Annotated in this window: 20 protein-coding genes and 1 tRNA gene; 13 read left to right on the top strand and 8 right to left on the bottom strand. The window is 62.7% G+C overall.

Features of this window, described 5'->3' with window-relative positions; all coding sequences use genetic code 11:
• Positions 1-147: 147 nt before the first annotated feature.
• The 4 genes from NKI46_RS12410 to NKI46_RS12395 are packed head-to-tail and all read left to right on the top strand — an operon-like array spanning position 148 to position 4970.
• The gene (locus tag NKI46_RS12410) at positions 148-1245 is read left to right on the top strand and encodes a microcin C ABC transporter permease YejB (protein ID WP_023669509.1); all 1098 of its coding nucleotides are present in this window, start codon (positions 148-150) and stop codon (positions 1243-1245) included.
• The gene (locus NKI46_RS12405; RefSeq protein ID WP_023682037.1) at positions 1245-2384 is read left to right on the top strand and encodes an ABC transporter permease; all 1140 of its coding nucleotides are present in this window, start codon (positions 1245-1247) and stop codon (positions 2382-2384) included. The genes NKI46_RS12410 and NKI46_RS12405 overlap by 1 nt, the downstream gene beginning before the upstream one ends.
• Positions 2381-4009 carry an ABC transporter ATP-binding protein gene (locus NKI46_RS12400; RefSeq protein ID WP_023682038.1) on the top strand — a complete coding sequence of 543 codons (1629 nt, stop codon included), beginning with the start codon at positions 2381-2383 and terminating at the stop codon, positions 4007-4009. The genes NKI46_RS12405 and NKI46_RS12400 overlap by 4 nt, the downstream gene beginning before the upstream one ends.
• Before the next feature lie 19 nt (positions 4010-4028).
• A complete protein-coding gene (locus NKI46_RS12395; protein ID WP_023682039.1) occupies positions 4029-4970 on the top strand; it encodes a 2-hydroxyacid dehydrogenase in 942 nt (313 codons plus the stop codon).
• Positions 4971-4982: 12 nt separating this feature from the next.
• On the opposite strand, the gene NKI46_RS12390 is transcribed toward NKI46_RS12395, so the two are convergent.
• Together NKI46_RS12390 and NKI46_RS12385 are read right to left on the bottom strand one after the other, a co-directional pair.
• Positions 4983-5342, bottom strand: a complete 360-nt coding sequence (locus NKI46_RS12390; RefSeq protein WP_023682040.1) for a hypothetical protein — start codon at positions 5340-5342, stop codon at positions 4983-4985.
• A 104-nt stretch (positions 5343-5446) separates the two neighbouring features.
• A complete protein-coding gene (locus tag NKI46_RS12385) occupies positions 5447-6379 on the bottom strand; it encodes a methyltransferase domain-containing protein (RefSeq protein ID WP_023682041.1) in 933 nt (310 codons plus the stop codon).
• Positions 6380-6484: 105 nt separating this feature from the next.
• On the opposite strand from NKI46_RS12385, the gene NKI46_RS12380 reads away from it, so the two are divergent.
• Both NKI46_RS12380 and NKI46_RS12375 read left to right on the top strand, forming a co-directional pair.
• The gene (locus NKI46_RS12380) at positions 6485-7495 is read left to right on the top strand and encodes a ligase-associated DNA damage response exonuclease (protein WP_023712591.1); all 1011 of its coding nucleotides are present in this window, start codon (positions 6485-6487) and stop codon (positions 7493-7495) included.
• A 223-nt stretch (positions 7496-7718) separates the two neighbouring features.
• Positions 7719-9317, top strand: coding sequence for a cisplatin damage response ATP-dependent DNA ligase (locus NKI46_RS12375; RefSeq protein ID WP_023821511.1), 1599 nt, complete (start codon positions 7719-7721; stop codon positions 9315-9317).
• Positions 9318-9324: 7 nt separating this feature from the next.
• On the opposite strand, the gene NKI46_RS12370 is transcribed toward NKI46_RS12375, so the two are convergent.
• Positions 9325-10548, bottom strand: coding sequence for a hypothetical protein (locus NKI46_RS12370; RefSeq protein WP_352746413.1), 1224 nt, complete (start codon positions 10546-10548; stop codon positions 9325-9327).
• A gap of 352 nt (positions 10549-10900) precedes the next feature.
• Between NKI46_RS12370 and NKI46_RS12365 the strand changes: the two genes are divergently transcribed.
• From NKI46_RS12365 to NKI46_RS12340, 6 genes are all read left to right on the top strand, one after another.
• A tRNA-Thr gene (locus NKI46_RS12365) sits at positions 10901-10976 on the top strand.
• A 492-nt stretch (positions 10977-11468) separates the two neighbouring features.
• Positions 11469-11657 carry a hypothetical protein gene (locus NKI46_RS12360; RefSeq protein WP_023669500.1) on the top strand — a complete coding sequence of 63 codons (189 nt, stop codon included), beginning with the start codon at positions 11469-11471 and terminating at the stop codon, positions 11655-11657.
• A complete protein-coding gene (locus NKI46_RS12355) occupies positions 11657-12838 on the top strand; it encodes an acyltransferase family protein (RefSeq protein ID WP_352746411.1) in 1182 nt (393 codons plus the stop codon). Before NKI46_RS12360 ends, NKI46_RS12355 begins: the two co-directional genes overlap by 1 nt.
• A complete protein-coding gene (locus NKI46_RS12350) occupies positions 12835-13947 on the top strand; it encodes a glycosyltransferase family 2 protein (protein WP_023682047.1) in 1113 nt (370 codons plus the stop codon). The genes NKI46_RS12355 and NKI46_RS12350 overlap by 4 nt, the downstream gene beginning before the upstream one ends.
• On the top strand, positions 13944-14990 hold the full coding sequence (locus NKI46_RS12345) for a glycosyltransferase family 2 protein (protein WP_352746408.1): 1047 nt from the start codon (positions 13944-13946) through the stop codon (positions 14988-14990). The genes NKI46_RS12350 and NKI46_RS12345 overlap by 4 nt, the downstream gene beginning before the upstream one ends.
• Complete coding sequence (locus NKI46_RS12340; RefSeq protein WP_352746406.1) at positions 14990-16786, top strand: ABC transporter ATP-binding protein; 1797 nt, start codon at positions 14990-14992, stop codon at positions 16784-16786. Before NKI46_RS12345 ends, NKI46_RS12340 begins: the two co-directional genes overlap by 1 nt.
• Before the next feature lie 123 nt (positions 16787-16909).
• Here NKI46_RS12340 and NKI46_RS12335 read toward each other — a convergent pair whose 3' ends face one another.
• Genes NKI46_RS12335 through NKI46_RS12315 form a run of 5 tightly spaced genes read right to left on the bottom strand, consistent with a single transcriptional unit; the run spans position 16910 to position 22149 of the window.
• The gene (locus tag NKI46_RS12335) at positions 16910-17740 is read right to left on the bottom strand and encodes a dipeptide ABC transporter ATP-binding protein (RefSeq protein WP_023682050.1); all 831 of its coding nucleotides are present in this window, start codon (positions 17738-17740) and stop codon (positions 16910-16912) included.
• A complete protein-coding gene (locus tag NKI46_RS12330; RefSeq protein WP_023738158.1) occupies positions 17740-18585 on the bottom strand; it encodes an ABC transporter ATP-binding protein in 846 nt (281 codons plus the stop codon). Before NKI46_RS12330 ends, NKI46_RS12335 begins: the two co-directional genes overlap by 1 nt.
• Positions 18585-19469: an ABC transporter permease subunit gene (locus NKI46_RS12325; protein ID WP_050485757.1), complete on the bottom strand. Its 885-nt coding sequence runs from the start codon at positions 19467-19469 to the stop codon at positions 18585-18587. The genes NKI46_RS12330 and NKI46_RS12325 overlap by 1 nt, the downstream gene beginning before the upstream one ends.
• Before the next feature lie 26 nt (positions 19470-19495).
• Positions 19496-20503: an ABC transporter permease subunit gene (locus NKI46_RS12320; protein WP_023703511.1), complete on the bottom strand. Its 1008-nt coding sequence runs from the start codon at positions 20501-20503 to the stop codon at positions 19496-19498.
• Between the two features lie 47 nt (positions 20504-20550).
• Positions 20551-22149, bottom strand: coding sequence for an ABC transporter substrate-binding protein (locus tag NKI46_RS12315; RefSeq protein ID WP_023669491.1), 1599 nt, complete (start codon positions 22147-22149; stop codon positions 20551-20553).
• Positions 22150-22626: 477 nt separating this feature from the next.
• Between NKI46_RS12315 and NKI46_RS12310 the strand changes: the two genes are divergently transcribed.
• Entirely contained in the window at positions 22627-24618 is a 1992-nt protein-coding gene (locus tag NKI46_RS12310) for a long-chain fatty acid--CoA ligase (RefSeq protein WP_023738157.1), read from the top strand.
• Positions 24619-24628: the final 10 nt, after the last annotated feature.

Below are 24628 nucleotides of genomic sequence, written 5' to 3'. Positions count from 1 at the left end.
CTCGTGGGGAGGGTCGGTGAGCACTTCGTGCGCAGCGCGAATGGCGAACCGGGGTGGGGGTGTGACGGCGTACGCCGGATCGAGACTACCCCCACCCCGCTCCGCTTCGCGGATCGACCCTCCCCACAAGGGGGAGGGTGAAAGCTGATGGGCGCCTACATACTGCGCCGTATCCTGCTGATGATACCGACCCTGTTCGGCATCATGGCGGTTGCTTTCGTCGTCACTCAATTCGCACCGGGTGGACCGGTCGAGCAGGTCATCGCCAGCCTGACCAACCAGGGCGGCAGCGACCGCCTCGGCAGCGGCGGCGGCGATGCAGGAGGCGGCGGCAATTTCGATGTGGCCGGTGACGTCGGCTCGAAGTATCGCGGCGCGCAAGGGCTCGATCCGGAATTCATCAAGAAGCTGGAAAAGCAATTCGGCTTCGACAAACCACCGCTCGAACGCTTCGGCATGATGCTGTGGAACTATGCCCGCTTCGATTTCGGCGACAGCTATTTCCGTGACATCTCGGTTCTTGACCTGATCCTGGAGAAGATGCCGGTGTCGATCTCGCTTGGGCTGTGGATCACGCTGTTGTCCTATCTGATCTCGATCCCCCTTGGCATCCGCAAAGCGGTCAAGGACGGCTCCGCCTTCGACGTCTGGACCAGCGGCGTGATCATCGTCGGCTATGCCATACCGGCCTTCCTGTTCGGCATATTGCTGATGGTGCTGTTCGCGGGCGGCTCCTTCTGGGACTGGTTCCCACTGCGCGGCATCGTCTCCGACAATTGGGACCAATTGTCGTGGCCCGACAAGATCGTCGATTATTTCTGGCACATGACCTTGCCGCTGACGGCGCTGGTGCTGTCGGCCTTCGCGACGACGACGCTGCTGACCAAGAACTCCTTCCTGGAAGAGATACGCAAACAGTATGTGGTGACGGCCCGTGCCAAGGGCCTGTCGGAGCGGCGGGTGCTTTACGGACATGTGTTCCGCAACGCAATGCTGATCGTCATTGCCGGCTTTCCAGCGGCCTTCATCTCGGCCTTCTTCACCGGCTCGCTTTTGATCGAGAACATCTTTTCCCTCGACGGTCTCGGGCTGCTCGGTTTCAGGTCCGTGTTGGCGCGCGACTATCCGGTCGTGTTCGCCAACCTCTATATATTTTCGCTGCTTGGTTTGTTCGTGACGCTGTTGTCCGACCTGATCTACACATGGGTCGATCCGCGCATCGATTTCGAGCGGAGAGACGTCTGATGACGCAGGCTGCAGCCGAGATCACACCGACAAGGATCGCCCGCCCCTGGCTGTCGCCGCTCAACAAGCGGCGCTGGCAGAACTTCAAGGCCAACCGGCGCGGCTACTGGTCGTTGTGGATATTCCTCGCTCTGTTCGTGCTGTCGCTGTTTGCCGAACTGATCGCCAACGACAGGCCGATCGTCGCCTACTACAAAGGCGAGATCCTGTTCCCGGTGGCGGTCGCCTACCCCGAGGAAAAATTCGGCGGCTTCTACGCCGTCACCGACTATCGCGACCCGGTCATCCGCGACGAGATCAACGCCAATGGCTGGATGATCTGGCCGCCAATCCGCTATTCCTACCGCACCGTCAACAATGCGATCCCCGACGCCGCTCCCGCAAAACCGTCATGGGAATACGACGCGCAGAGGCGATGCAGCCAATATCCGCAAGGCGCTGCCGATCCTGACTGCATTGTCGGCAACTGGAACTGGCTGGGTACCGATGACCAGGCGCGCGACGTGCTGGCGCGCATCATCTACGGGTTTAGGATTTCCGTGCTGTTCGGGTTGATCCTGACTGCGGGTTCGTCGGTTATCGGCGTCGCCGCCGGCGCGCTGCAAGGGTATTTCGGCGGCTGGACCGACCTTCTCTTTCAACGCTTCATAGAAATCTGGTCGGCGATACCGCTGCTGTATCTGCTGCTGATCGTCGCCGCCATCCTGCCGCCGGGCTTCTTCATCCTGCTCGGGCTGATGCTGCTGTTCTCCTGGACGTCGCTTGTCAGCGTGGTGCGCGCCGAATTCCTGCGCGCACGCAACTTCGAATATGTCAACGCGGCCCGCGCGCTTGGTGTGTCCAACCGCACCATCATGCTGCGCCATCTTCTGCCTAATGCCATGGTGGCGACGCTGACCTTCATGCCTTTCCTGGTCAGCGCCTCGATCTCGACACTGACCTCGCTCGACTATCTCGGCTTCGGCCTGCCGCCCGGCACCGCGTCGCTCGGTGAACTGCTAAAACAGGCGCAGAGTAACCTCAATGCCCCCTGGCTCGGTATATCGGGCTTCATCGTCATCTCGCTGATGCTGTCGCTGCTGGTGTTCATCGGCGAGGCGACGCGCGATGCGTTCGATCCGCGCAAGGCGTTCCGATGAGCGAGCCCCTGCTCTCGGTCCGCGATCTCAGCGTTGCCTTCACGCAAGGCGGCAACCAGTCGATAGCCGTCGACCACATCTCCTTCGATCTCGCCAAGGGCGAGACGGTGGCGCTTGTGGGCGAATCCGGTTCCGGCAAATCGGTCTCGGCGCTGTCGGTTCTGAAGCTGCTGCCCTACCCGACGGCCAGCCATCCCTCGGGCAAGATCCTGTTCCAGGGCGCCGACCTTTTGGCGATGAACGAAAAGCAGTTGCGCAGCGTGCGCGGCAACAAGATCACCATGATCTTCCAGGAGCCGATGACCTCGCTCAATCCTCTGCACACGATCGAGCAGCAGATCGTCGAGATCCTGGCGCTGCATCAGGGCATGGGCGACCGCCAGGCCAAGGCGCGCACGCTGGCGCTGCTCAACGAGGTCGGCATTCGCGAACCGGAAAAGCGGCTCGACGCCTATCCGCACCAATTGTCCGGCGGCCAGCGGCAGCGCGTCATGATCGCCATGGCGCTGGCCAACGAACCGGAACTGCTGATCGCCGACGAACCGACGACGGCGCTCGACGTCACCGTGCAGGCGCAGATCCTCGAATTGCTGGCGGGGCTGAAGAGCCGCAAGGGCATGTCAATGCTGTTCATCACCCATGATCTCGGCATTGTCAGAAAGATCGCCGACCGCGTCTGCGTGATGACCAAAGGCAAGATCGTCGAGACCGGGCCGACCAGGGACATCTTCGCCAACCCGCAACACGCCTATACCAAGCACCTGTTGGCCGCCGAGCCGAAAGGCAAGCCGCCGGCCGCCAACGACGCCGCCAAGCCTGTGATGACCGGCAAGGACATCAAGGTTTGGTTCCCGATCAAGAAGGGTTTCTTTCGCACCACCGTCGACAATGTGAAGGCAGTTGACGGAATCGACGTCACCGTACGCGCCGGCCAGACGCTCGGCGTCGTCGGCGAATCCGGCTCCGGCAAGACGACGCTCGGCCTGGCGCTGGCGCGGATGATCTCATCGACCGGCACCATCCAGTTCAATGGCAGCGACATCAACCAGCTTTCCTTCAACGCCATGCGGCCGCTGCGCCGCGAGTTGCAGATCGTTTTCCAGGACCCGTTCGGGTCGCTCAGCCCGCGCATGTCGGTCTCGGAGATCATCGAGGAAGGCTTGAAGATCCACGAGCCGAAGCTGTCGCCCGACCAACGCGACGACAAGGTCGTCGCCGTGCTGAAGGAGGTCGGGCTCGATCCGGCGACCAGGAACCGCTATCCGCATGAATTCTCCGGCGGTCAGCGCCAGCGCGTCGCCATTGCGCGCGCCATGGTGCTCAATCCACGCTTCGTCATGCTGGACGAACCGACCTCGGCGCTCGACATGAGCGTGCAGGCGCAAGTGGTCGACCTCTTACGCAATCTGCAGGCCAGGCACGACCTTGCCTATCTGTTCATCAGCCACGATCTGAAAGTCATTCGCGCCCTTGCCAATGACGTCATCGTCATGCGCAATGGCAAGATCGTCGAAGCCGGCCCTTCCGAACAGATTTTCGAGCGGCCGCAGACCGACTATACGAAGGCGCTGATCTCGGCCGCGTTCAAGATCGAGACGGCGCCGGTCGGTATCGTCAGCGAATAACAGGGAATACAATCCGCAAATGGAAAAAGGCAAAATCCTGCTTGCCGTCACCGGCTTTCATCCGCAGCGCTGGCGCGAGCTGCTGTCGGCCGAGCGCGAAGTGGTGCTGGAGCCGGACGGCGCTTCGGATCCGTCGATCACCTATGCGGTGGTGTGGAAGCAGAAGCCGAACCTCTTGAAATCGCTGCCCAATCTACGCGCAATCTTCTCGATCGGCGCCGGCGTCGACCATATCTTCGCCGATCCCGGCCTGCCCGATGTGCCGATCGTCAAAGTGGTAGCCGACAACCTCACCCAATACATGACCGAATATGTCGTCTGGCGGGTGCTCGACCATCATCGCCAGGGCATGCTCTATCGTGCCCAGCAGCCGAAGAAGACCTGGCACGAACCGCCGCAGCGGCCGGCCGGCGACATCTCGGTCGGCATTATGGGGCTCGGCAATCTCGGCCGCGCCGCGGCGTCGGTGCTGTTGTCGCTCGGCTTTGCCGTCAATGGCTGGTCGCGCAGCGACAAGGCCATGAAAGGCGTTGCGACCTATGCCGGAGAGGCCGGGCTGATCCCCTTCCTCAACGCCACCGACATACTGGTGGTGCTGCTGCCGCTGACGCCGGATACGCACGGCATCATCAATTACGGCGTGCTGAAGGAATTGCGCAAGCGCAACGGCCTCGGCGGCTCGGTGCTGATCAATGCCGGGCGCGGCCGGCTGCAGAAGGACGCCGACATATTGCGCGCGCTGGGCGACGGCACGCTGAAGGAGGCGAGCCTCGACGTGTTCGAGGTCGAGCCGCTGCCGAAGACCAGTCCGCTATGGAGTCACCCGAAAGTGTTCGTGACGCCGCACGCGGCGGCGACCTCCGACCCTGTCCACCTGGCGCCGAGCATGTTGCGGCAGATGGATGCCTTCGAGCGCGGCGAAAAGCTTGATAACGTGGTCGACCGCAAGGCGGGGTACTGAGGAAGTCCAGGTTCAGCTCGGCAGACTGAACTTCTTCTGCTTGTTGGGCGTGCCGCAGTCGCGGCGGACGATCGAGCGGTTCATGGCGTCGATCTTGCCACTTGCCAGATCAGTATCGCGCTTGCTTTTGGAGCGCATATCCGGCGTGAACGGGCCGAAGCCCATCGCCGGATTGGAGAAGCTCGGCTTGGCGTCCGTCGACAGATGGTATTGCTGCGCCAGTTCGTTGCGCTGCGCCAGCAACTGGTCGCAAGCCACGTTGTCATATTGCAGCGACGATTGCACGTCCTGGTCCTGCCGCTCCGACATCGAACTGCCCATGCAGCCGGTCATTGCCAGGCAAGACACCAAGACCATCATGTTCCAGCGCATGTGTTCCTCCTCAATGCCTGCCGAGGGCTTTTCTCGGCTTGTATCCTACCTGATGCCGCGCCAGCCGCAAAAATCCTATTCACGTTTTCGAACAAGACGAGACATCAACCCTTGGACGAGGGCACCGCCAGCGCGGCAAGCCCGCCGACCGGCTGGCGGCGATCCCAGCGGATGACGGTCGGCTGCATCGACAGCACCGACAGGCCGTTTGCGGCAAGCACCCGCTCGACATAGGCTTGAGAATGGGCGTAGCGACGAGACGGCTGCAGCGCAAAACCGGCGTCGCCGCCCGCCCCGCCCTTGGCTGGCGTTTCGACGGAAAAGGCAAACAGGCCATTGGTGGCCAGAATGCCGGCGACGGTCTTCACCACGCGATCGAGCGCGCCGACATAGATGAACACGTCGGCCGCCGCCACCAGATCGGCTTTCGGCCCGGCATAGGCGAAATGCTGCAGATCGGCCTTGGCGAGCAGGTCGTAGACGCCCTTGGCGCGGGCCTTTTTCAGCATGGCGGCGGAGATGTCGTAGCCCTCCAGCCGTTCGGCGACCGGCCGCAGTTTCTCGCCCATCAGACCGGTGCCGCAACCGAGATCGAGCGCCAGCGAAAAGCGGCCCGGTCTTGCCGCGCGAATGGCGCGATCGAGAAACTCCGGCAGCCGGTAGCCGAGCTTGTCGACCAGCGAGTCCTCGAAAGTCTCGGCATAGTGGTCGAACAGCGTCTCGACGAAGGCGCTGGGTGGCGCTGCGGCAGCCGGCGCCTTGCCGATCAGCTGCAGCTTCAGCGCAGCACCCAGGCGATCCGCCGGGTCCAGTTTCAGCACCGTCGCCCAGGCCTGCGTCGCCAGGTCGAGCAGCCCCGTTGCCTCCTGCATCTCGCCCAGGCGGAACCAGCCCGCCGCCCATTGCGGCGCCAGTTCCAGCGCGCCGAGCAGCAGCTCCGTCGCTGCCGCGTGCTCGCCCGACCCGAAAAGCATCTCGGCATAGTCGGCGCGACGGTCGGCGGTCAGGTCGCCGGACGAGATTTTCAGCGGTTGCATGGCGATGGCCCCGCCGGCTGATGCGGCCGGTGGCTGGCTGTAGGCCGAGTCAGCAGTCTCTTGCAACAGGCTTCCCGCGCTGGAATTAGCCACTATCTTGACTGGATGCGCGCCAGCGACCTGCTCCATCCCCGGCCTGAAGGCCTTTATTGCCCATGCGGCGATTTCTTCATCGACCCGGTGCGGCCAGTCAACCGGGCGTTGATCACGCATGGCCATTCCGACCATGCCCGATCCGGCCATCGTTCGGTGCTGGCGACGCAGCAGACGCTCGACATTATGGGGTTGCGTTATGGCGAGGATTTTGCCGGGACAACGCAAGCGGCCGTGCTTGGCGAAGCTATGGCGCTGAACGATGTCAGCGTCACCTTCCATCCGGCCGGCCATGTGCTGGGCTCGGCGCAGATCGCGGTCGAGCACAAGGGCAGGCGCATCGTCGCCTCCGGCGACTACAAGCGCCAGAAGGACGCGACCTGCGCACCGTTCGAACCGGTCCAATGCGACGTCTTCATCACCGAGGCGACCTTCGGTCTGCCGGTGTTTCACCATCCGCCCGACACGGAGGAGATCGCCCGGCTGCTCAAATCGGCGGCGCAGTTTCCCGAGCGATCGCATCTGGTCGGCGCCTATGCGCTGGGCAAGGCACAGCGGGTGATGCGGCTGCTGCGCGATGCCGGTTATGACAGGCCGATCTATATCCACGGCGCGCTGGCCAAGCTCAGCGAATATTACCAGAGCCAGGGCATCGACCTCGGCACGCTGGAGCCGGCAACCGTCGACAGCGGCGGCAAGCAGGATTTCACTGGGGTCATCGTTGTCGGCCCTCCATCGGCCTTCGCCGACCGCTGGGCGCGGCGCTTTCCCGACCCGATCTCGTGCTTCGCCTCGGGCTGGATGCGCATCCGCCAGCGCGCCAAGCAAGGCGGCGTCGAACTGCCGCTGATCATTTCCGACCACGCCGACTGGGACGAACTGACCGCCACCGTCAAGGAGACGGGCGCCGGCGAAATCTGGGTGACGCATGGCCGCGAGGAAGCGCTGGTGCGCTGGTGCGAGCTGGAAGGCATCGCCGCCAGGCCACTGCACCTTGTGGGCTATGAGGACGAGGGCGATTGATGGTGATCACCAGCGCCGCGACCCGTTGCGCCCCCCTCTGTCCTGCCGGACATCTCCCCGTCAAGGGGGCATATTGGCAGCTCCAATGCCGGCTCATCTCCGCCAATATCGGAGATTGGCCAAGGCCGGCGCGACATCCGATCTTCCTCCTTGAGGGGGAGATGGCCGGCAGGCCAGAGGGGGGTGCCTCGCGCCGGTTTTCACCATTGGCGTGGGGCGACGCATGAACCGTTTCGCCGAACTCCTCGACCGCTTGGTGCTGACGCCGTCGCGCAATGGCAAGCTGACGCTGCTCGTCGACTATTTCCGCAGCGTCGAGGACCCCGACCGCGGGCTGGCGCTGGCGGCGATCACCGGCGACCTCAACATTGCGGCGGTCAAGCCGGCGATGCTGCGCACGCTGGTCACCGAGCGCATGGATCCGGTGCTGTTCGGCTATTCCTACGACTATGTCGGCGACCTCGCTGAAACCGTGTCGCTGGTCTGGCCGCAAACGCCGGGACATATCCCCAACCGGGAGCCGACGCTTGGCGACGTCGTGGCGACGCTGCAGGCGGCGAGCCGCTCCGACGGACCCAAGGTGCTGGCCGGGCTGCTCGACAGCGCCGGCATTTCGGCGCGCTTTGCCATCATCAAGCTGGTCACCGGCGGCTTGCGCATCGGCGTTTCGGCGCGGCTGGCCAAACAGGCGCTGGCCGATTTCGGCAAGGTCGATGTCGCCGAGATCGAGGAGCTGTGGCACGGGCTGACGCCGCCCTATATCTCGCTGTTCGCGTGGCTGGAAGGCAAGGCCGAGAAGCCGAAGCGGACCGCACTTGCCCTGTTCAGTCCGGTGATGCTGTCGAACCCGGTCGGCGACGGCGACCTCGAAAAGCTCGATCCGGCCGCCTATGCCGCGGAATGGAAATGGGACGGCATCCGCGTTCAGGCGGTGTGCGAGGGCGGCGTGCGCCGGCTCTATTCGCGCACCGGCGACGATGTGTCCGGCGCATTCCCCGATCTCGCCCAGGCGATGAATTTTTCCGCCGCGCTCGACGGCGAATTGCTGGTCGGCGAGCCTGCGGCGACCGGCACGTTTTCGGACCTGCAACAGCGGCTCAATCGCAAGAGCGTGGCCCCGAAGATACAGCAGCAATACCCGGCCTTCATGCGCTGCTACGATGCGCTGCAGATCAACGGCGAAGATTTGCGCGCGCTACCTTTCCGCGAGCGGCGGGCCCGTCTTGAGGCCTTCATCACAACGCTGGACCCGCACCGTTTCGATCTGTCGCCATTCGTCGAATTCCCGGATTGGCAAACGCTGGAGGAACTGCGCCGCGCGCCGCCGCACCCGATCATCGAAGGCGTGATGCTGAAGCGCTGGGATTCGCCCTATCTCGCGGGACGGCCGAAAGGCCCGTGGTTCAAGTGGAAGCGCGATCCGCACACGGTCGATGCTGTGCTGATGTATGCGCAGCGCGGCCATGGCAAGCGGTCAAGCTTTTATTCCGACTATACGTTCGGCGTCTGGTCGGGGCCGGAAGGCGCAGAGGAACTGGTGCCGGTCGGCAAGGCCTATTTCGGCTTCACCGACGAGGAGCTGAAGCAGATTGACAAATTTGTCCGCGACAACACGGTCGAGCGTTTCGGCCCGGTGCGCTCGGTGCGCGCCGACCGCAGCCAAGGCCTGGTGCTGGAGGTGGCGTTCGAAGGTCTCAATCGTTCGACTCGCCACAAATCCGGCGTTGCGATGCGATTTCCCCGCATCTCACGGCTGCGCTGGGACAAGCCGACCGCCGAAGCCGACCGCATCGAGACGCTGCAGGCGCTGCTGGATCGCTAGGCAGCGCTCACGGTTCGATCGAGACGCGGATCTCGTAGATGTCGACCGCCTTGCCCTGCTTGTCGAAGTCGGAGTTGATGGCGATGCTGCCGGCGGCGCCCGGGGGCTTGTCGGGGAATTTCACGTCGAACAGATATTCGTTACGCTGCTGGCCGACCGCATAGCGCTTGCGGCCGCAATCGCCGAGATCGCCGAAATTGCAGTCGACGGAGATCTGCGTGTCCTTGCCGTCCTCGGCGCGGGCGACGACGTCGAACACGGCATGTTTGCCGGCAAGCTTCTCCAGCACGCCCTGCCCGACATCGAAGCTGATGGCCGAGCCGGAAGCACCGGAGCGGATGCGCAGGAAGGAGCCGGTGTCGTCCTGCACGACATCGGCCTTGGCGTCGGACGGGGTCGCCACATGCGTTGGATCGGTGGGTGTAAACACGTTGATCCAGTCGCGCGTCTGTTCGGCGACACCAGGCTGCTGCGGCGCGCCAGGCTGCTGCGGCTCAGTTGTATCGGCGGGCGGCGTGAAGTCGTCATCGTCGACGGTCGGCGGCGCTTCGGGCGGCGCCGTGTCGAGCTGCGCCGGCGTCTTGAAGACTCCGGTCTGCACGGCGAAATAGAGGCCGATGCCGGCGGCGGCGAGCAACGTCACGCCAAAGAAGATCGCCGTCAGCGGCAGGCGGCGGCCCCTCATCCGCCTTTCATCACGGTCAGGCGCCACTTCCGCCGCGGCCTCGGCCGGCGCGGAATCGGCCATATCGATCGCCGGGGCGCCGGGCAGCGTGGCGTCAGGCATGATGTCGGGGACGACCGGCAGCACGCGCGAACGCGGCGCGTCGGATGCCTCGGGCTGAACCGGTTCATCAACGACGATCGCCGGCGACGGTCCGGCCGCGACACCTGTCGGGGCATCGACCGCGGGCGCTTCGGCGGCGCCCTGTACGGCGTCTTGCGGCTGCGCAACGCGTTGCGTCAGCGCGGTATCTTGTGTCTGCGCAGCGCTCTGCGTCTGCGCGGCGACATCGGGGACCGCGGGCAGGAATTCGGATTCGATCTCGGCGATCTTTTCCTGGACCGCCTTGCGGCGCTTGATGGCGGCTTCCACCGTCACGCCGGGATTGGCCTGGAGCACGCGGTCGAGCGCCGCGAAAGCCGACCGATAGACCCTCTCGCGAAATGCCCGGTCCTCGGCGTTGCCTTTCTCGAAGGCGTTGCGGATCGCTTTTTCGATCGCGTCCAAGCGAATTCCCCTGTCCGTTCGCTTACATTGCCATGATCGTTAGCCGCAGGCGACCAATCAATCAACGGGCGAGCGCCCGCATTCTGCCTTACAGGCCTGTTCAACGCCCATTTCGATGCTTTTTGGCAATAAAATCAGTCCCGTTTGCCGCCTCGCCGGGCAATTTGCGCGCAGTCCGGCGCGACGTCTCCGCGTAACCGAAAAAGCAAACGAGGCGGTGGCTTATTCCGCGCCAATGGAAAATGACGGGACGAATTGCCGGATCCAGCCTTGAAATCACGGTTGCCCATCTTGAATTAGCGGCCGGTTGAGTCTATCACCCAGCCGATCCTGGAGGCTTCGCGCTTCCTGGGCCGCTTTAGCTCAGTTGGTAGAGCACATCATTCGTAATGATGGGGTCAGGTGTTCGAGTCACCTAAGCGGCACCAGTTCTCCATCCGACGCAAGCGTGACGGCAGGTGCAAGGCTAATGCACGTCACTCCCTAGGCCAACACCGGCACTTCCTGTCTGCCTCGTCGACATGCGCCATATGGCCGCCGCCACAGGATTGCGTCGTCAGACGCTTGACCATCGACTATGCTGCATCGCGCAAGATCGACAACCTAGAGAACCCGACACTACAAGCATAATTTATAAGATACAAAACCACTACCTTAGAATAATCTTCGTCAATTTTGACCTATATCAGACACTCCGGATTATAGTTGTGTAATTAAACCGTGTCTTTTCTGACATGGTACCACTTCTCGTACAGCATTGCGGACGTGAAAAACCCTCAGCGACGCAACGCACTCGCAAATCATACCCATTTTTATCAGTAACTCACACGAATATTACAGCTCGATAGATATTTTGTGTTGCACTGCACCATTGCCCGGTTGCACCATTTCTTGGGGGATTTGGTACTGGGAAGTGCGCCGTGGAGGATTCCGCCAAGTTGATCAGCTTGAATTTTTCGCTGGCCAGCACCGATTTCGAGGCTGCCCCGCGCAAAAGGCGCGGGTTTGATGTTGTCGGCGCACTCTCGACGCTGGCAGGCCTCGACCTGAGGCCCGGAATGCAGGGCCGCTGGCTTCATCGGAGATTTCAGACCGGCGGAAATGGCTGATGGCGGTCGCGCGTGACAATCAGTTGGACGCTCTGCGCGCCATCGCTGTCACGATGGTTCTCTATTCCCATTTCCTTGCACCCAACGGGTCCTCCTTTTGGGGCCACATCGGGGTGCGGCTTTTTTTTGTGCTGAGCGGCTTCCTGATCACACGACTGCTGCTCGAAGCGCGCGCCGCGGCCGAATTCAAAGCCGGCCCTGCATTGAGTTCCTTCTACATCAGGCGCGCGCTGCGCATATTCCCGCCCTATTTCGCCGTGCTTGGGTTCGTCTGGCTGACCGATCTGGAGCAGTCCAGTGGATCGCTCGTCTGGCATGCGCTTTACCTGTCGAATTTTTGGTACGCGCTGCGCAACGAATGGACGCCCTGGCTACTCTGCCATTTCTGGAGCCTGAGCATCGAGGAGCAGTTCTATATCGCCTGGCCGCTGGTCGTGCTTCTCGCACCCCGCCTGCGGGTGGAAGCGATCACTATCGGCGTCATCCTGTTGTCGCTGGCCTATCGCTTCTACTGGCCGATCACCGCCACCCCGGCGCTAGCGCGCGACCTGCTGCCGCCAGCATCGATGGACGCGCTGGCGTTTGGTGCTTTGCTTGCCTGCTGGCGGACCAGAGGCGCCGGCCTGCCGCAATGGATGCGGCTAGGCTGGCCAGCCCTTGCGGCTGTCTTCCTGGCGATTGAGTGGCTTATCCCTGCGCCGGCCGATCCTATGCTGGAATGGGCCCGCTGGGCGTTGCTGCAGATCCTGCCCCTAGTGCCGCTGGTGGCCGTTGTGGCCGCCTGTTCAGCCGGCCTTGGCGGCGTCCTCGGCAGGGTTTTCGAACTGCCACCGCTGCTGTCACTGGGCCGCATCAGCTACGGCGTCTATCTTTACCATCCGATCCTTCTGTCGCTCGCCGTCAAGTCACAGCCCTGGATCCCGCTCAATGTCTCGGAGCAGGGGCCAGGGCGTTTCCTGGTCGCGAGCGCCGCCACGATCGCCGTCGCTTCGATCTCGTGGACGGCTTTCGAAAAGCCGCTCAACGGCCTCAAGCGCCGCTTCCCCTATGTAGCGCGCCGCCGCTCCCAGGCACGCTCTGGCGATGCCGGCTGGCTCGGCAGGGCGGCGGACGCCTATCCCGGCGGATCCCCCGATGGCCGCGCCGCACTCGAACTCCGGCGAACGGATGCGCAGAGATGACCACCGCGCCGCTCGTCTCCGTCCTGCTGCCGGTCTACAATGCCGGGCCTTATCTCACCGCTGCGCTGGAGAGCATTCTGCGGCAAGACTACGATCGCCTGGAGGTCATCGCTATCGATGACGGATCGACTGACAACTCGCTCGAGATTCTCGAACGATACCGCCGGGCAGACAATCGCGTTTCTGTCATCTCGCGTGAGAACCGCGGCCTCGTCGCCACCCTCAATGAAGGGCTACGACTGGCCCAGGGCGAGCTTGTTGCGCGAATGGATGCGGACGATGTCGCCTATCCCCGGCGCCTCTCGCGCCAGGTCGCACTGTTCGAGCGGCGGCCCGATCTCGGCTTCTGCGGCGCCTGCGTCGATACCTTGCTTCACGGCCGTATCGCCAAAGGCAGGCTAGACCCGGTGTTCCGGCTCGGCCGGCTCGACATATTGTCGATGTTCTTTACGATATTCTTACATCCGACGGTGATCTATAACAGGAAGGTTATTGGGAACAACGATCTCTATTACGATCCAAAATATAGGCATGCCGAGGATTTCGATCTCTTCAGACGGCTTGCCGGCCGTTTCCCGGCGACCATATTGCCCGATAGCCTGCTCGTCTATCGCATCCACGCGGGAAGCGTGACCATGCGGCATGCCAAGGAAATGCGCAGGACGCATTTGCGGATCGTGGCCGAAAATCTCGAGCGTGAGGGGCTTGCGGAAACCACAGCGGATCTGCGCGACATCGGCGAGGCCGTCTCTTTCGACACGGTTTCGCGCGCAGCCGATTTCATCCGTGCGCTCGAAGAGCGGATTTCCGAGCTGCCGACCGACACACGGCCAAGCTTCGAGGCAGGCGCGCTGAACCTGTTCTATTTCCTCTACCAACTCGTCGGCGACGAAGGAGAACCGCCGCTCACCCACGAATTGCTCACGCGGACGGCGAGATGGAATTTCATCCGGCGCCGCGAACAATATGCGCTGCGTCCCGGCGTCTGGGCGCCTTGGCTCAGCCTGCTCTCGATAAGGGCCGGAAAGCGGGCGGACGCGGTGGCCTACTTCTTCAAAACCACGCCGGCCGAAGCGGTGCTTGCGCGTTATCAGCGGGGACTGGTATGACCGACAGGCCCCACCCGCTCCTGCGCGATCACCAGTTTGCGAGTGCGCCTGTCCCGACATCTCCCCGATCGGAGCGGCCGTCGCTCGAGGTCAGTTTCATCGTCTGCACGCGCGACCGCGCCGCTGTGCTGGAGGCTTGCATAGCCTCGATCCAGGCGGCATGCCGGGTGCACGCCACCTTCGCGGCAGAGTTGGTGGTGGTCGATAATGGTTCACGGGACGGCACGTCAAAGCGGCTGGCCGCTATCGCCGAAACTTCCGACATCCCAGTCACAGCCGTCTCGGAGACTCGCCCCGGACTAGCCGCTGCCCGCAATGCCGGATTGGCGCGAGCGCGAGGCCGCGTGCTGGTCTTCGTCGACGACGACTGCAAGCTCGACCGCGACTATCTCCGCGACCTGGAGCGGCACTACCGGAGTGGCGAGAAGTGGCTGATCCGCGGCGGCCGGGTCGAGCTCGGTGATGCCCGGGACCTGCCCTTCACCATAAAGCTCCGCGAGGCAAGCGAGCGGCTGACCCCGGCGGTCCACCCCGGCGGCTTCGTGCTCGGCTGCAACATGACCATGCACCGCGACGTCGCGGCCCGCATCGGCTCGTTCGACGAACGCTTCGGCGCTGGCGGCCCGCTACGCTCGGCTGAAGATACTGATTATCTCGTGCGGGCGATGCTGCTCGGCATGCCGGTCGAGTATGTGCCCGACATGACGGTCTTGCATCATCACGGCCGGCGAGACCGCAAATCGATCGACAGGCTGCACCGCGACTATAGCCTCGGTAATGGTGCGCTGTGCCTGAAACATGTCCGCCACGCCCCTTGGCTGCTTCGCCATGTCTATTGGTCCGCGCGGGCCGCGTTCAGGGAACTGGCGGGCCGTCCTCGCTTTGACCGCGACCTCGATCTGTCGCACTGGCCTATTGTCTTTATGAATCTGGCAGGTGCCGCCAGATTTGCGCTGCTCGTCATGATGGGATGGCCAAAACGGCTGCCACTGCGCCACGACCGACAAGCCAGCGAAGCCAACGCGGAGGCCAGAGCGCGATAATGTCACTGATTCCGTCAGCCCTGCCAATGCTGCGCCGCGCGCTTGGTGGCAGGCTGTTGCGGCTCGTTCCCGTCGTGGTGGGGCTCGGGCTTGCAGGCGCCGCGCTGGAAGGCCTCGGCATCGGTCTCATCATTCCGCTGCTCGGCATCATTATGGGACGTGGCGAAACATCAGGCATGGCCGGTTTCTCCGCCCTCCTCCAGCAGGTTGGAGCGGACCTCGGCGAGCGCCAGCGGCTGATCGCCATTTCGGCCGCGATCCTCGGTTCGATCGTACTGAAAAATGTCTTTGCCTTCGCCAACACTCTGCTGACCAGCTACATCTACGGCAAGGCAGGTTATTCGATCCGTAGCGCACTGTCGGAGCAGTTGCTCAGGGTCGGCTACCCCTTTTTCCTGCAGCAAAGCCCCGGGCGGCTGCTCAACATCATCTCCAACGAATCCTGGCGAGCATCCGACGCTATCCAGGCCCTGCTCGGCGCGATCGTCAGTGCCTCGGCCGCCGTCATCCTGCTCGCCTTCCTCCTGCTCCTCTCTTGGCAGATGACGCTGCTGGTGACGCTAGGGCTGGCGCTCGTCCAACTGGCGCACGGGGTTTTGTCGTCCAATCTGAAGGTGCCGAGCCGCAGCGTCGTCTCGCGCAACAGCGCACTGGCGTCGCAGATGCTGCATCTGGTGCATGCCGGGCGCCTAATTCGCATCTTCGGGCAGGAGAACCGCGAAAAGGCGGTCTTCGCCAAAGCGTCCGACGGGGTGCGGCGGGCGGCTTTCGTGCTTTCAATCCGCCAGGGCGTCTTGCCGCCACTGACCGAGGTGTTGCACGCGATGCTGTTCCTGGCGGTGGTGATCGGAGCCTGGCTGGCGAATGTAAGCTTCCCGCTGACCGTCGCCTTCCTCATCCTGCTCTACCGACTGCAGCCGCATATGCGCGCCTTGCAGATGTCCTGGAGTCAGTTGCAAGGCATGAGCGGCTCGCTGGAGGAGGTACAATGGCTGCTCGATCCTTCCGACAAGCCCGAGGCGCCGCAGGGCAGCCTGCCGTTCGACGGCTTGCGCCAAGGGATCAGCTTTGATGACGTGAGCTTCGCCTATTCCGGTCCCCTGTCAGACCCCGACGCGCGCGAGGCGGTGCTGCATAAGGCGGTGTTCGACATCCGCAGCGGCCGCTCGACGGCGCTGATCGGCCGCTCGGGCGCCGGCAAGACGACGATCGTCAATCTCCTGTGCCGCTTCGTCAAACCCGACAGCGGCAGGATCCTCGTCGATGGGGCACCGCTCGATGAAGTGGACCCAAGCCAGTGGCGGCGGAACATTGCCCTGGCCAGTCAGGAGCTGGAACTGGTCGACGGCACCATTTTTGAAAACATTATCTACGGCTACGACACGGCGTCGGCCAGCGACGCCATGCGCGCCGCAAGGCTGGCCGAGGCACATCAATTCATCGAGCACCTGCCGCAGGGCTACGCGACACTGGTCGGATACCGGGGCATCAACCTGTCAGCCGGACAAAGGCAAAGGATCGCCCTGGCGCGGGCGCTGGTGCGCGATCCCGATATTCTCATCCTCGACGAAGCCACCAGTGCGGTGGATGGGTTGTCAGAAGCCGCTATTGTCGAGACGCTGAAATCGCGGGCCGGCCGCCGCACCACCATTGTCATCAGTCATCATTACAGCACCATATCGTTCTGCGACGACGTGGTGATCTTGAGCCGCGGTCGGGTGAAAAAACAGGCCCCCTTCGCAACCCTGGCAATGCTCAGCATGGACGAGCTTTACCAGCACGGAGCGGGTGAGTGATGGGGCGCACCCCGACCTGCGACGCGGCTTGCGCCCGGCAGCTCGCAGATTGCGATCAATCCTGCCGGCAAACCACCGCCGCGACGCATTTCCGATTGTTCAAAAACAATTCTCGGTGGGAGGTCAGGCGGCCTTCTTCTTCGCCAGCCGCGCCTTGATCGAGGCGACGTCGGCGCGCGGCGTCGCGGCGAACAGCGTCCTGGTGTAGTTGTGCTTGGGGTCGGCGAAGACCTCCTCGCGCGAGCCGTATTCGACGGCTTCGCCGAAATACATCACCATCACATCGTCGGCGATGTAGCGCACGACCGACAGATCGTGGCTGATGAAGACATAGGTCAGCTGGAATTCGTCCTGCAGGTCGGCGAGCAGGTTGAGCACCTGCGCCTGCACCGAAAGATCGAGCGCGGAGACCGGTTCGTCAAGCACCAGCAGGCTCGGGTTCAGCATCAGCGCGCGGGCAATGGCGATGCGCTGGCGCTGGCCGCCCGAGAACATGTGAGGATAGCGATTGTAGTGCTCGGTTCCGAGGCCGACTTTCTTCAGCATCCTCATGGCGAGGTCGCGCCGCTCTTCGGCCGGCTTGTCGGTGTTGATGAGCAGCGGCTCGCCCAGCACATCTCCGATCTTTTGGCGCGGATTGAGCGATCCGTAAGGGTTCTGGAAGACGATCTGCACCTTGCGGCGCATCTCCCTGGTCAGGCCGTTCCTTGCGATGTCGACCTTGTTGCCGTCGATGAACAGTTCGCCCGACGTTGCCGGATCGATCAGCGTGATGATGCGCGCCAGCGTTGACTTGCCGCAGCCCGATTCACCGACGATGGCCAGCGTCTTGCCCTTGTCGACGCTGAACGAGACGCCCTTGACCGCATGCACGGTGCGCGCGCCGCGAAACAGGCCGCCGCCGACGTGATAGTCGCGCACGATGTCCTTGCCTTCGACGACCTTGATGCTCATCAGACGCCCCCGGCAGCCGGTTCGAACAGCATGTCCGCGACGGTCGGTAGCCGGTCGCCGACGGCATTTTCCGGCAGCGCCGACAAAAGCGCGCGGGTGTAATTGCTCTTCGGCGATTCAAACAGCGACAGCACGTCGGCCTCTTCCATCTTGCGGCCCTTGTACTGGACGATGACGCGGTCGGCGGTCTCGGCGACGACGCCCATGTTGTGGGTGATCATGATCAGGCCCATGCCGTATTTGACCTGCAGCGAGACCAGCAGGTCGAGGATCTGCTTCTGGATGGTAACGTCGAGCGCGGTGGTCGGCTCGTCGGCGATCAGAAGCTTGGGATTGCAGGCGATGGCGATGGCGATCATCACGCGCTGGCACTGGCCGCCCGACATCTGGTGCGGGAACGAGTTCAGCCGTTCGGCCGGCTCGGCAATGCCGACCTGCGTCAGCAATTCGATGGCGCGCTCGCGACGCTGGGCCTTGTCCATGCCCATATGGAAGCGCAGCACTTCCTCGATCTGGAAGCCGACGGTGAAGCACGGATTGAGACTGGCCATCGGCTCCTGGAAGATCATCGACATGTCCTTGCCGACGATCTTGCGACGGTCGGCCGGGCTCATCTTCAGAAGATCGCGACCGTTGAAGCTCATCTGGTCGGCAGTGACCGTCGCCGTCCACGGCAACAGTCCCATCACAGCCAGCATCGACACCGACTTGCCGGAGCCGGATTCGCCGACGATGGCCAGCACTTCACGTTCGTTCACATGGAGCGAGACGCCATCGACCGCGCGGAACGGGCCGGATGCGGTCTGGAACTCGACGACGAGATTGCGGATGTCGAGCAGCGCCATTACGACCTCCTCAGCTTCGGATCGAGCGCATCGCGCAGACCGTCGCCGATCAGGTTGATGGCAAGCACGGTGATGAGGATGGCCAGACCGGGGAAGGTCACCACCCACCAGGCGCGCAGGATGAATTCACGCGCCGAGGCGAGCATGGTTCCCCATTCCGGTGTCGGCGGCTGGGCGCCAAGGCCGAGAAAGCCGAGAGCGGCCGCCTCCAGGATGGCGTTGGAGAAGGACAGCGTGCCCTGCACGATCAGCGGCGCCAGGCAGTTGGGCAGGATGGTGCGCAGCATAAGCCTTATATGGCCGGCGCCGGCGACCTTGGCGGCGACCACATATTCGCGGCTCTTTTCGGCCATGACGGCAGCGCGCACCAGACGGGCAAAGTGGGGTTGCAGGACAAGCGCGATGGCCAGCATGGCGTTGAACAGGCCGGGGCCGAGGATGGTGACCAGAACCAGCGCCAAGAGCAGCGACGGGAAGGACAGGATCAGATCCATGACCCGCATGATCGCCACGTCGACCCAGCCCCGGAAATAGCCAGCCAAAAGGCCGAGCGTGATGCCGCCGACAAGCGCCAGCGTGACCACGACGGCGCCGATGAGCAGCGAGAAACGCGCGCCATAGAGCAGGCGCGAGAGCATGTCGCGGCCGACCGCGTCGGTGCCAAGCAGATATTCCATGCTGCCGCCTGCCTGCCAGGCCGGCGGACGCAAGAAAGCGGTCTTGTCCTGGATGTCGGGCGCATAGGGCGCGAGCAGCGGTGCAAAGAGCGCGGCCAGCACCAAAAGGATGAAGACGAACAGGCCGATGACGGCGCCGCGGTTTACCGAGAAATAGTGCCAGAAAGTCCTGAAGCCGGTCAGTCGGTCAGGGTTGCCGGCGGCCATCGGGGCGATTTCGGTCGACTGGCTCATCACGCCGCCCTGATGCGCGGGTTGATGACGGCATAAAGCACGTCGACGATCAGGTTCACCGCCATGACGATAAGGGCGATCAGCAGCAAGCCTGACTGCACGACGACATAGTCGCGCTTGGATATGGATTCGACCATCCACTTGCCGATGCCCGGCCAGGCGAAGATGGTTTCTGTGAGAATGGCGCCGGCGAGCAGGGTACTGACCTGCAGGCCGATGGTGGTGACCACCGGGATCAGCGCATTGCGCAGCGCATGCACGCCGATGACGCGGGACGACGACAGGCCCTTGGCGCGGGCGGTCCGCACATAGTCTTCGCCCAGCACTTCGAGCATGGCCGAGCGCGTCTGGCGCGCGATCACCGCCAGCGGGATGGTGCCGAGCACAATTGTCGGCAGCACCAGGTGACTCAATGCCGAGCGGAAAGCATCCCATTTGCCGTAGAGCAGGCTGTCGAGGGTCAAGAAGCCGGTGATCGGCTTGATAAAGAACTGAAGGCCGATGCGGCCTGAAACCGGGGTCCAGCCGAGATAGCCGGAGAAAAAGATGATCAGCAGCAGGCCCCACCAGAAGATCGGCATGGAATAGCCGACGAGGGCGGTGCCCATAAGCCCCTGGTCGAACCAGGAGCCGCGTTTGACCGCAGCAATGATGCCGGCCGGTATGGCCAGCACCATGGCGAAGATCATGGCGAAGACGGAGAGCTCGATGGTTGCCGGGAACAGCGTCATGAAATCTTCGATGACCGGCCGCTTGGACGAAATCGACACGCCGAAATTACCGGTCGCGGCATCGCGGACATAATGCGCGTATTGCTCCCAGATCGGCAAATTGTAGCCGAACTGTTCCTTCAGTTCCGCGTAACGCTCGGGCGACACGCCATGCTCGCCGGCCATGGCAAGAATGGGATCGCCGGGCAGCAGCCTGACGAAAGCGAAGGCGCAGATGGTGATGCCGATCAGCGTCGGCAGCACCAAGACGATTTTGTTTAGGAGATATCGGAGCATCTTGAAAAGCGGGCGGCGCCTGATTGCGCGCCGCCCGCCTAACAGTTCTATTCGGCCTTGTCGACGCCGTCGAAGCGATGAATGCCGAGCGGGTCCATCATGAAGCCGCTGACATTCTTGCGCACGACTGCGTAGACCTGGCTGTGTGCCATGAGGAAGGCCGGAGCCTGCTTCTGGAAGACAACCTGCGCCTCTTCATAGAGCTTGGTACGTTCGGCCTGGTCGCTGGTCTTCTTGGCCTTCTGGATCAGATCCTCGAAGTCCTTGTCGCACCAGCTGGAGTAGTTCGACACGCCGATGGCCGAGCAGGCGAACAGCGTGGCGAAGAAATTGTCCGGATCGCCATTGTCACCGGTCCAGCCGATCTGGAAGGCGCCCGGTCGTTCCTTCTTCTTGCCTTCTTCGCGGTACTTCGTCCACTCGTAGCTGACGATTTCCGCCTTGACGCCGACCTTGGCCCAGTCAGCCTGGATCAGTTCGGCGGCGCGCTGGAAGTTCGGGTTGTAGGGACGGACGCGGTCGGAGGCCCAAAGCTGGATCTCCTTCAATCCGGCATCGGCCAGCACCTTCTTGGCTGCTTCCGGATCATAGGCGTCGGACTTCACGTCCTTGTTCCACGACCACATGGTCGGCGGGATCAGGTTTACGGCCGGCGTGGCGCCGGCGTCCTGGAACAGCGACTTGATGAGCGATTCCCGATCGATCGCCTGGTTGAGCGCATGGCGCACTTCAGGCTTGTCGAGCGGCGGGATGGTGGTGTTGTAGCTCATATAGCCGATGTTGAGGCCAGCCTGATCCATCAGGGTCACGTCGGCGTTGGCCTTGATCGTGCCGATGTCGGCAGGATTCGGATAGGGCGCGATATCGCATTCGCCGGCGAGCACCTTCTGGATGCGGGCGGTGGCGTCAGGCGTGATCGCGAAGACGAGATCGTCGATCTTCTCCTTGCCCTTGAAGTAGTCCGGGTTGGCCGCATAGCGGATGACCGAATCCAGCTGGTAGTCGACGAACTGGAACGGACCTGTACCGACCGGCTTGGTCGAGAAGTCGGCCATCTTGCCGTCTTTTTCCAGCTGGTCGGCATATTCCTTCGACACGATCGAGGCGAAGTCCATGCCGAGATTGGCCAGCATCGGCGCGTTCGGCTCGGTCAGCGTCAGCTTCACGGTCAGGTCATCGACCTTTTCCCACTTGGCTACGTATTTCGGCATGTCCATGCCGGTGTAGTAGTCCCAGGTCAGGTTCGGCAGGTACTTCTCGCCGTTCCAGGGGTTTTCCTTGTTGAACTGGCGATCGAACGAAAAGACGACGTCGTCGGCATTGAAATCACGCGTCGGCTTGAAGAAATCCGTCGTCTGGAACTTCACGCCCGGATGCAGGTGGAAAGTATAGACCAGGCCGTCGTCCGAAATCTCCCATTTGTCGGCGAGACCGGGCACAACTTCGGTGCCGCCATGCTTGAACTCGACCAGGCGCGAATAGACGGTGCGCGACGAGGCGTCGAAGTCGTTGCCGCCCGTCGTGGTACCCGGGTCGAAGTTGGCCGGCGAGGCCTCCGAGCAATAGACCAGCGTCTTGGCATTGGCCACACCGCCGAGGACGCTTGCAGCCAGCAACGCGGCTGCAAAAGTCAGTTTCTTTTTCATTGAGCACTCCCTGATGTTCTTCCAAGCCCCTCTATAGGCTCGCGAAGCGCGCATATAAGCACCGTTTTTCCGGCTTTGGAACACCCTGTTTGCCTACCCCACCGTAAGCAGAAAATATTTCTCGGTCTTTGACGAACTACAGAAAGAAATAGCAAAATCTGCTAATCACGGGATTGTTAACGACCGCATTTTTTCATTGATCGCAGCAATCGTAAGCCAAAAATCCACAAGCCTGGGTTTCGCCACCGAGATGACAGGACGGCATTGCCTGAGCTGGCATCGCGGGAAGGATTTCGACGGCAAATCTTTGCCGTCCTGCCGCTGGGGCAAGACTTGCACGCCCGCCGATAGTCGCAATAGATAGATGACACGCTGGATTTTCCGGGAATCCGCGACATCGCTGCAGCGGAGGACGCCTCACCACATCGAGGCGGCGCAGCATGGAGCAGGCAACAGAACGACTGAGGGAGGCTAGAGGTGGCGAAAGCAACAAAGACAACGGCCCCGGCGAAAGCAAAAGCGGCGAAAGCTTCAAAACCGGCCGCCGCTGCCTTCAAGTCGAAAGCGCCACCGGCCAAAGCCACTCCCGCCGTCAAGCCAACGGCAATCTCGACGCCGGCGAAGGCAAGCGCCAAGCCGGCGGCGAAACCTGCGGTCAAGCGCGCGGCGAAGACAGCACCCGCTGCAAAGCCCGCCCAGCCGCCAGCCGCCAAGACAGCCGCGGCGAAGCCCGCCTCGAAGCCGTCGCCGGGCGCGGCCAAAAAACTGCCGAATACGCTGACGGCGCTTGCCGCGGGCTTGCCGGAAAAGCCATGGCTAAAAAGCTATTCGAAAGTCGTGCCGGCGGAGATCGGCGCCCTGCCCTACAGTTCGATCGGCGACTTCCTCGTCGGCGCCTGCAAGCAGTTTTCCGGCCAGCCGGCATACGTCTGCATGGGCAAGTCGATCTCCTATGCCGAACTCGAGCGGCAATCGGCCGCCTTCGGCGCATATTTGCAATCGAAGGGCCTGCAGAAGGGTGCACGCGTGGCGCTGATGATGCCGAATGTGCTGCAATATCCGGTGGCAATGATGGCCGTGCTTCGCGCCGGCTATGTCGTGGTGAACATCAATCCGCTCTACACGCCGCGCGAGCTCGAACACCAGCTCAAGGATTCTGGCGCGCAGGCGATCGTCATTCTGGAGAATTTCGCCAGCACCCTGGACGCGGTGATTGCCAGGACGGCGGTCAAGCATGTGGTGGTCGCGGCGATGGGCGACATGCTCGGCGGCCTCAAGGGCACGATCGTCAACCTGGTCGTGCGCCGGGTGAAGAAGATGGTGCCGGCCTGGTCGCTGCCCGGCCATGTCAAGTTCAATGCGGCGGTGAAGGCCGGCGCCGGCATCGCCTTCAAACCGGCCAAGATGGAGGCCAGCGACGTCGCCTTCCTGCAATATACCGGCGGAACCACGGGGATTTCCAAAGGTGCTGTGCTGCTGCACTCCAATGTGCTGTCCAATGTCGCGCAGAACACGCTGTGGCTGCAGGACGCCTATGCGATCAAGCCGAAACCGGCGCATCTCAACTTCATCTGCGCGCTGCCGCTCTACCATATCTTCGCGCTGACGGTGAACGCGCTGATGGGCATGCAGCAGGGCGCCCAGAACGTGCTCGTTCCCAACCCGCGCGACATTCCCGGCTTCGTCAAGGAGCTGCAGAAATACCCGATGCACATTTTCCCCGGCCTCAACACGCTGTTCAACGCGCTGCTCAACAACGAGGATTTCCGCAAGCTCGACTTCAAGCCGCTGATCATGACGCTGGGTGGTGGCATGGCGGTACAGAAGGGGGTTGCCGAGCGCTGGAAGGCGCTGACCGGCAATTCGATCACCGAGGGCTACGGGCTGTCGGAGACCTCGCCGGTGGCCACCGCCAACAAGTTCAGCGACAGCAATTTCACCGGCACGATCGGCCTGCCGCTGCCGTCGACCGAGATCGTCATCCGCGACGATGACGGCAACAACCTGCCGCTCGGCGAGGTCGGCGAGATCTGCATTCGCGGGCCGCAGGTCATGGCCGGTTACTGGAACCGGCCGGACGAGACCGCCAAGGTGATGACCAAGGACGGGTTTTTCAAATCCGGCGACATGGGCTTCATGGACGAGCGCGGCTACACCAAGATCGTCGACCGCAAGAAGGACATGATCCTGGTCTCCGGCTTCAACGTCTATCCCAACGAACTCGAGGAAGTCGTCGCCCAGCATCCGGGCGTGCTCGAAGTGGCGGCGATCGGCGTGCCGGACGAGCATTCGGGCGAGGTGCCGAAGCTGTTCGTGGTCAAGAAGGACCCGGCGCTGACCGTCGAGGCACTGACCGCCTATTGCCGCGAGAACCTGACCGGCTACAAACGGCCGAAATACATCGAGTTCCGAACCGAACTGCCGAAGACGCCGGTGGGCAAGATTTTGCGCCGGGCGCTGCGGGAATAAATTTGAACGG

It is taken from the genome of Mesorhizobium sp. M0615, assembly GCF_040320805.1.
Lineage (GTDB): Bacteria > Pseudomonadota > Alphaproteobacteria > Rhizobiales > Rhizobiaceae > Mesorhizobium.
The sequence above is the reverse complement of the archived record's forward strand: the minus strand, read 5'-3'. Positions and strand labels throughout refer to the sequence as shown.

Coding starts and splice junctions, on each gene's coding strand:
- NKI46_RS12410 (WP_023669509.1), top strand. CDS start 148: ATGGGCGCCTACATACTGCGCCGTATCCTGCTGATGATACCGACCCTG.
- NKI46_RS12405 (WP_023682037.1), top strand. CDS start 1,245: ATGACGCAGGCTGCAGCCGAGATCACACCGACAAGGATCGCCCGCCCC.
- NKI46_RS12400 (WP_023682038.1), top strand. CDS start 2,381: ATGAGCGAGCCCCTGCTCTCGGTCCGCGATCTCAGCGTTGCCTTCACG.
- NKI46_RS12395 (WP_023682039.1), top strand. CDS start 4,029: ATGGAAAAAGGCAAAATCCTGCTTGCCGTCACCGGCTTTCATCCGCAG.
- NKI46_RS12390 (WP_023682040.1), bottom strand. CDS start 5,342: ATGCGCTGGAACATGATGGTCTTGGTGTCTTGCCTGGCAATGACCGGC.
- NKI46_RS12385 (WP_023682041.1), bottom strand. CDS start 6,379: ATGCAACCGCTGAAAATCTCGTCCGGCGACCTGACCGCCGACCGTCGC.
- NKI46_RS12380 (WP_023712591.1), top strand. CDS start 6,485: ATGCGCGCCAGCGACCTGCTCCATCCCCGGCCTGAAGGCCTTTATTGC.
- NKI46_RS12375 (WP_023821511.1), top strand. CDS start 7,719: ATGAACCGTTTCGCCGAACTCCTCGACCGCTTGGTGCTGACGCCGTCG.
- NKI46_RS12355 (WP_352746411.1), top strand. CDS start 11,657: ATGGCGGTCGCGCGTGACAATCAGTTGGACGCTCTGCGCGCCATCGCT.
- NKI46_RS12350 (WP_023682047.1), top strand. CDS start 12,835: ATGACCACCGCGCCGCTCGTCTCCGTCCTGCTGCCGGTCTACAATGCC.
- NKI46_RS12345 (WP_352746408.1), top strand. CDS start 13,944: ATGACCGACAGGCCCCACCCGCTCCTGCGCGATCACCAGTTTGCGAGT.
- NKI46_RS12340 (WP_352746406.1), top strand. CDS start 14,990: ATGTCACTGATTCCGTCAGCCCTGCCAATGCTGCGCCGCGCGCTTGGT.
- NKI46_RS12335 (WP_023682050.1), bottom strand. CDS start 17,740: ATGAGCATCAAGGTCGTCGAAGGCAAGGACATCGTGCGCGACTATCAC.
- NKI46_RS12330 (WP_023738158.1), bottom strand. CDS start 18,585: ATGGCGCTGCTCGACATCCGCAATCTCGTCGTCGAGTTCCAGACCGCA.
- NKI46_RS12325 (WP_050485757.1), bottom strand. CDS start 19,469: ATGGCCGCCGGCAACCCTGACCGACTGACCGGCTTCAGGACTTTCTGG.
- NKI46_RS12320 (WP_023703511.1), bottom strand. CDS start 20,503: ATGCTCCGATATCTCCTAAACAAAATCGTCTTGGTGCTGCCGACGCTG.
- NKI46_RS12315 (WP_023669491.1), bottom strand. CDS start 22,149: ATGAAAAAGAAACTGACTTTTGCAGCCGCGTTGCTGGCTGCAAGCGTC.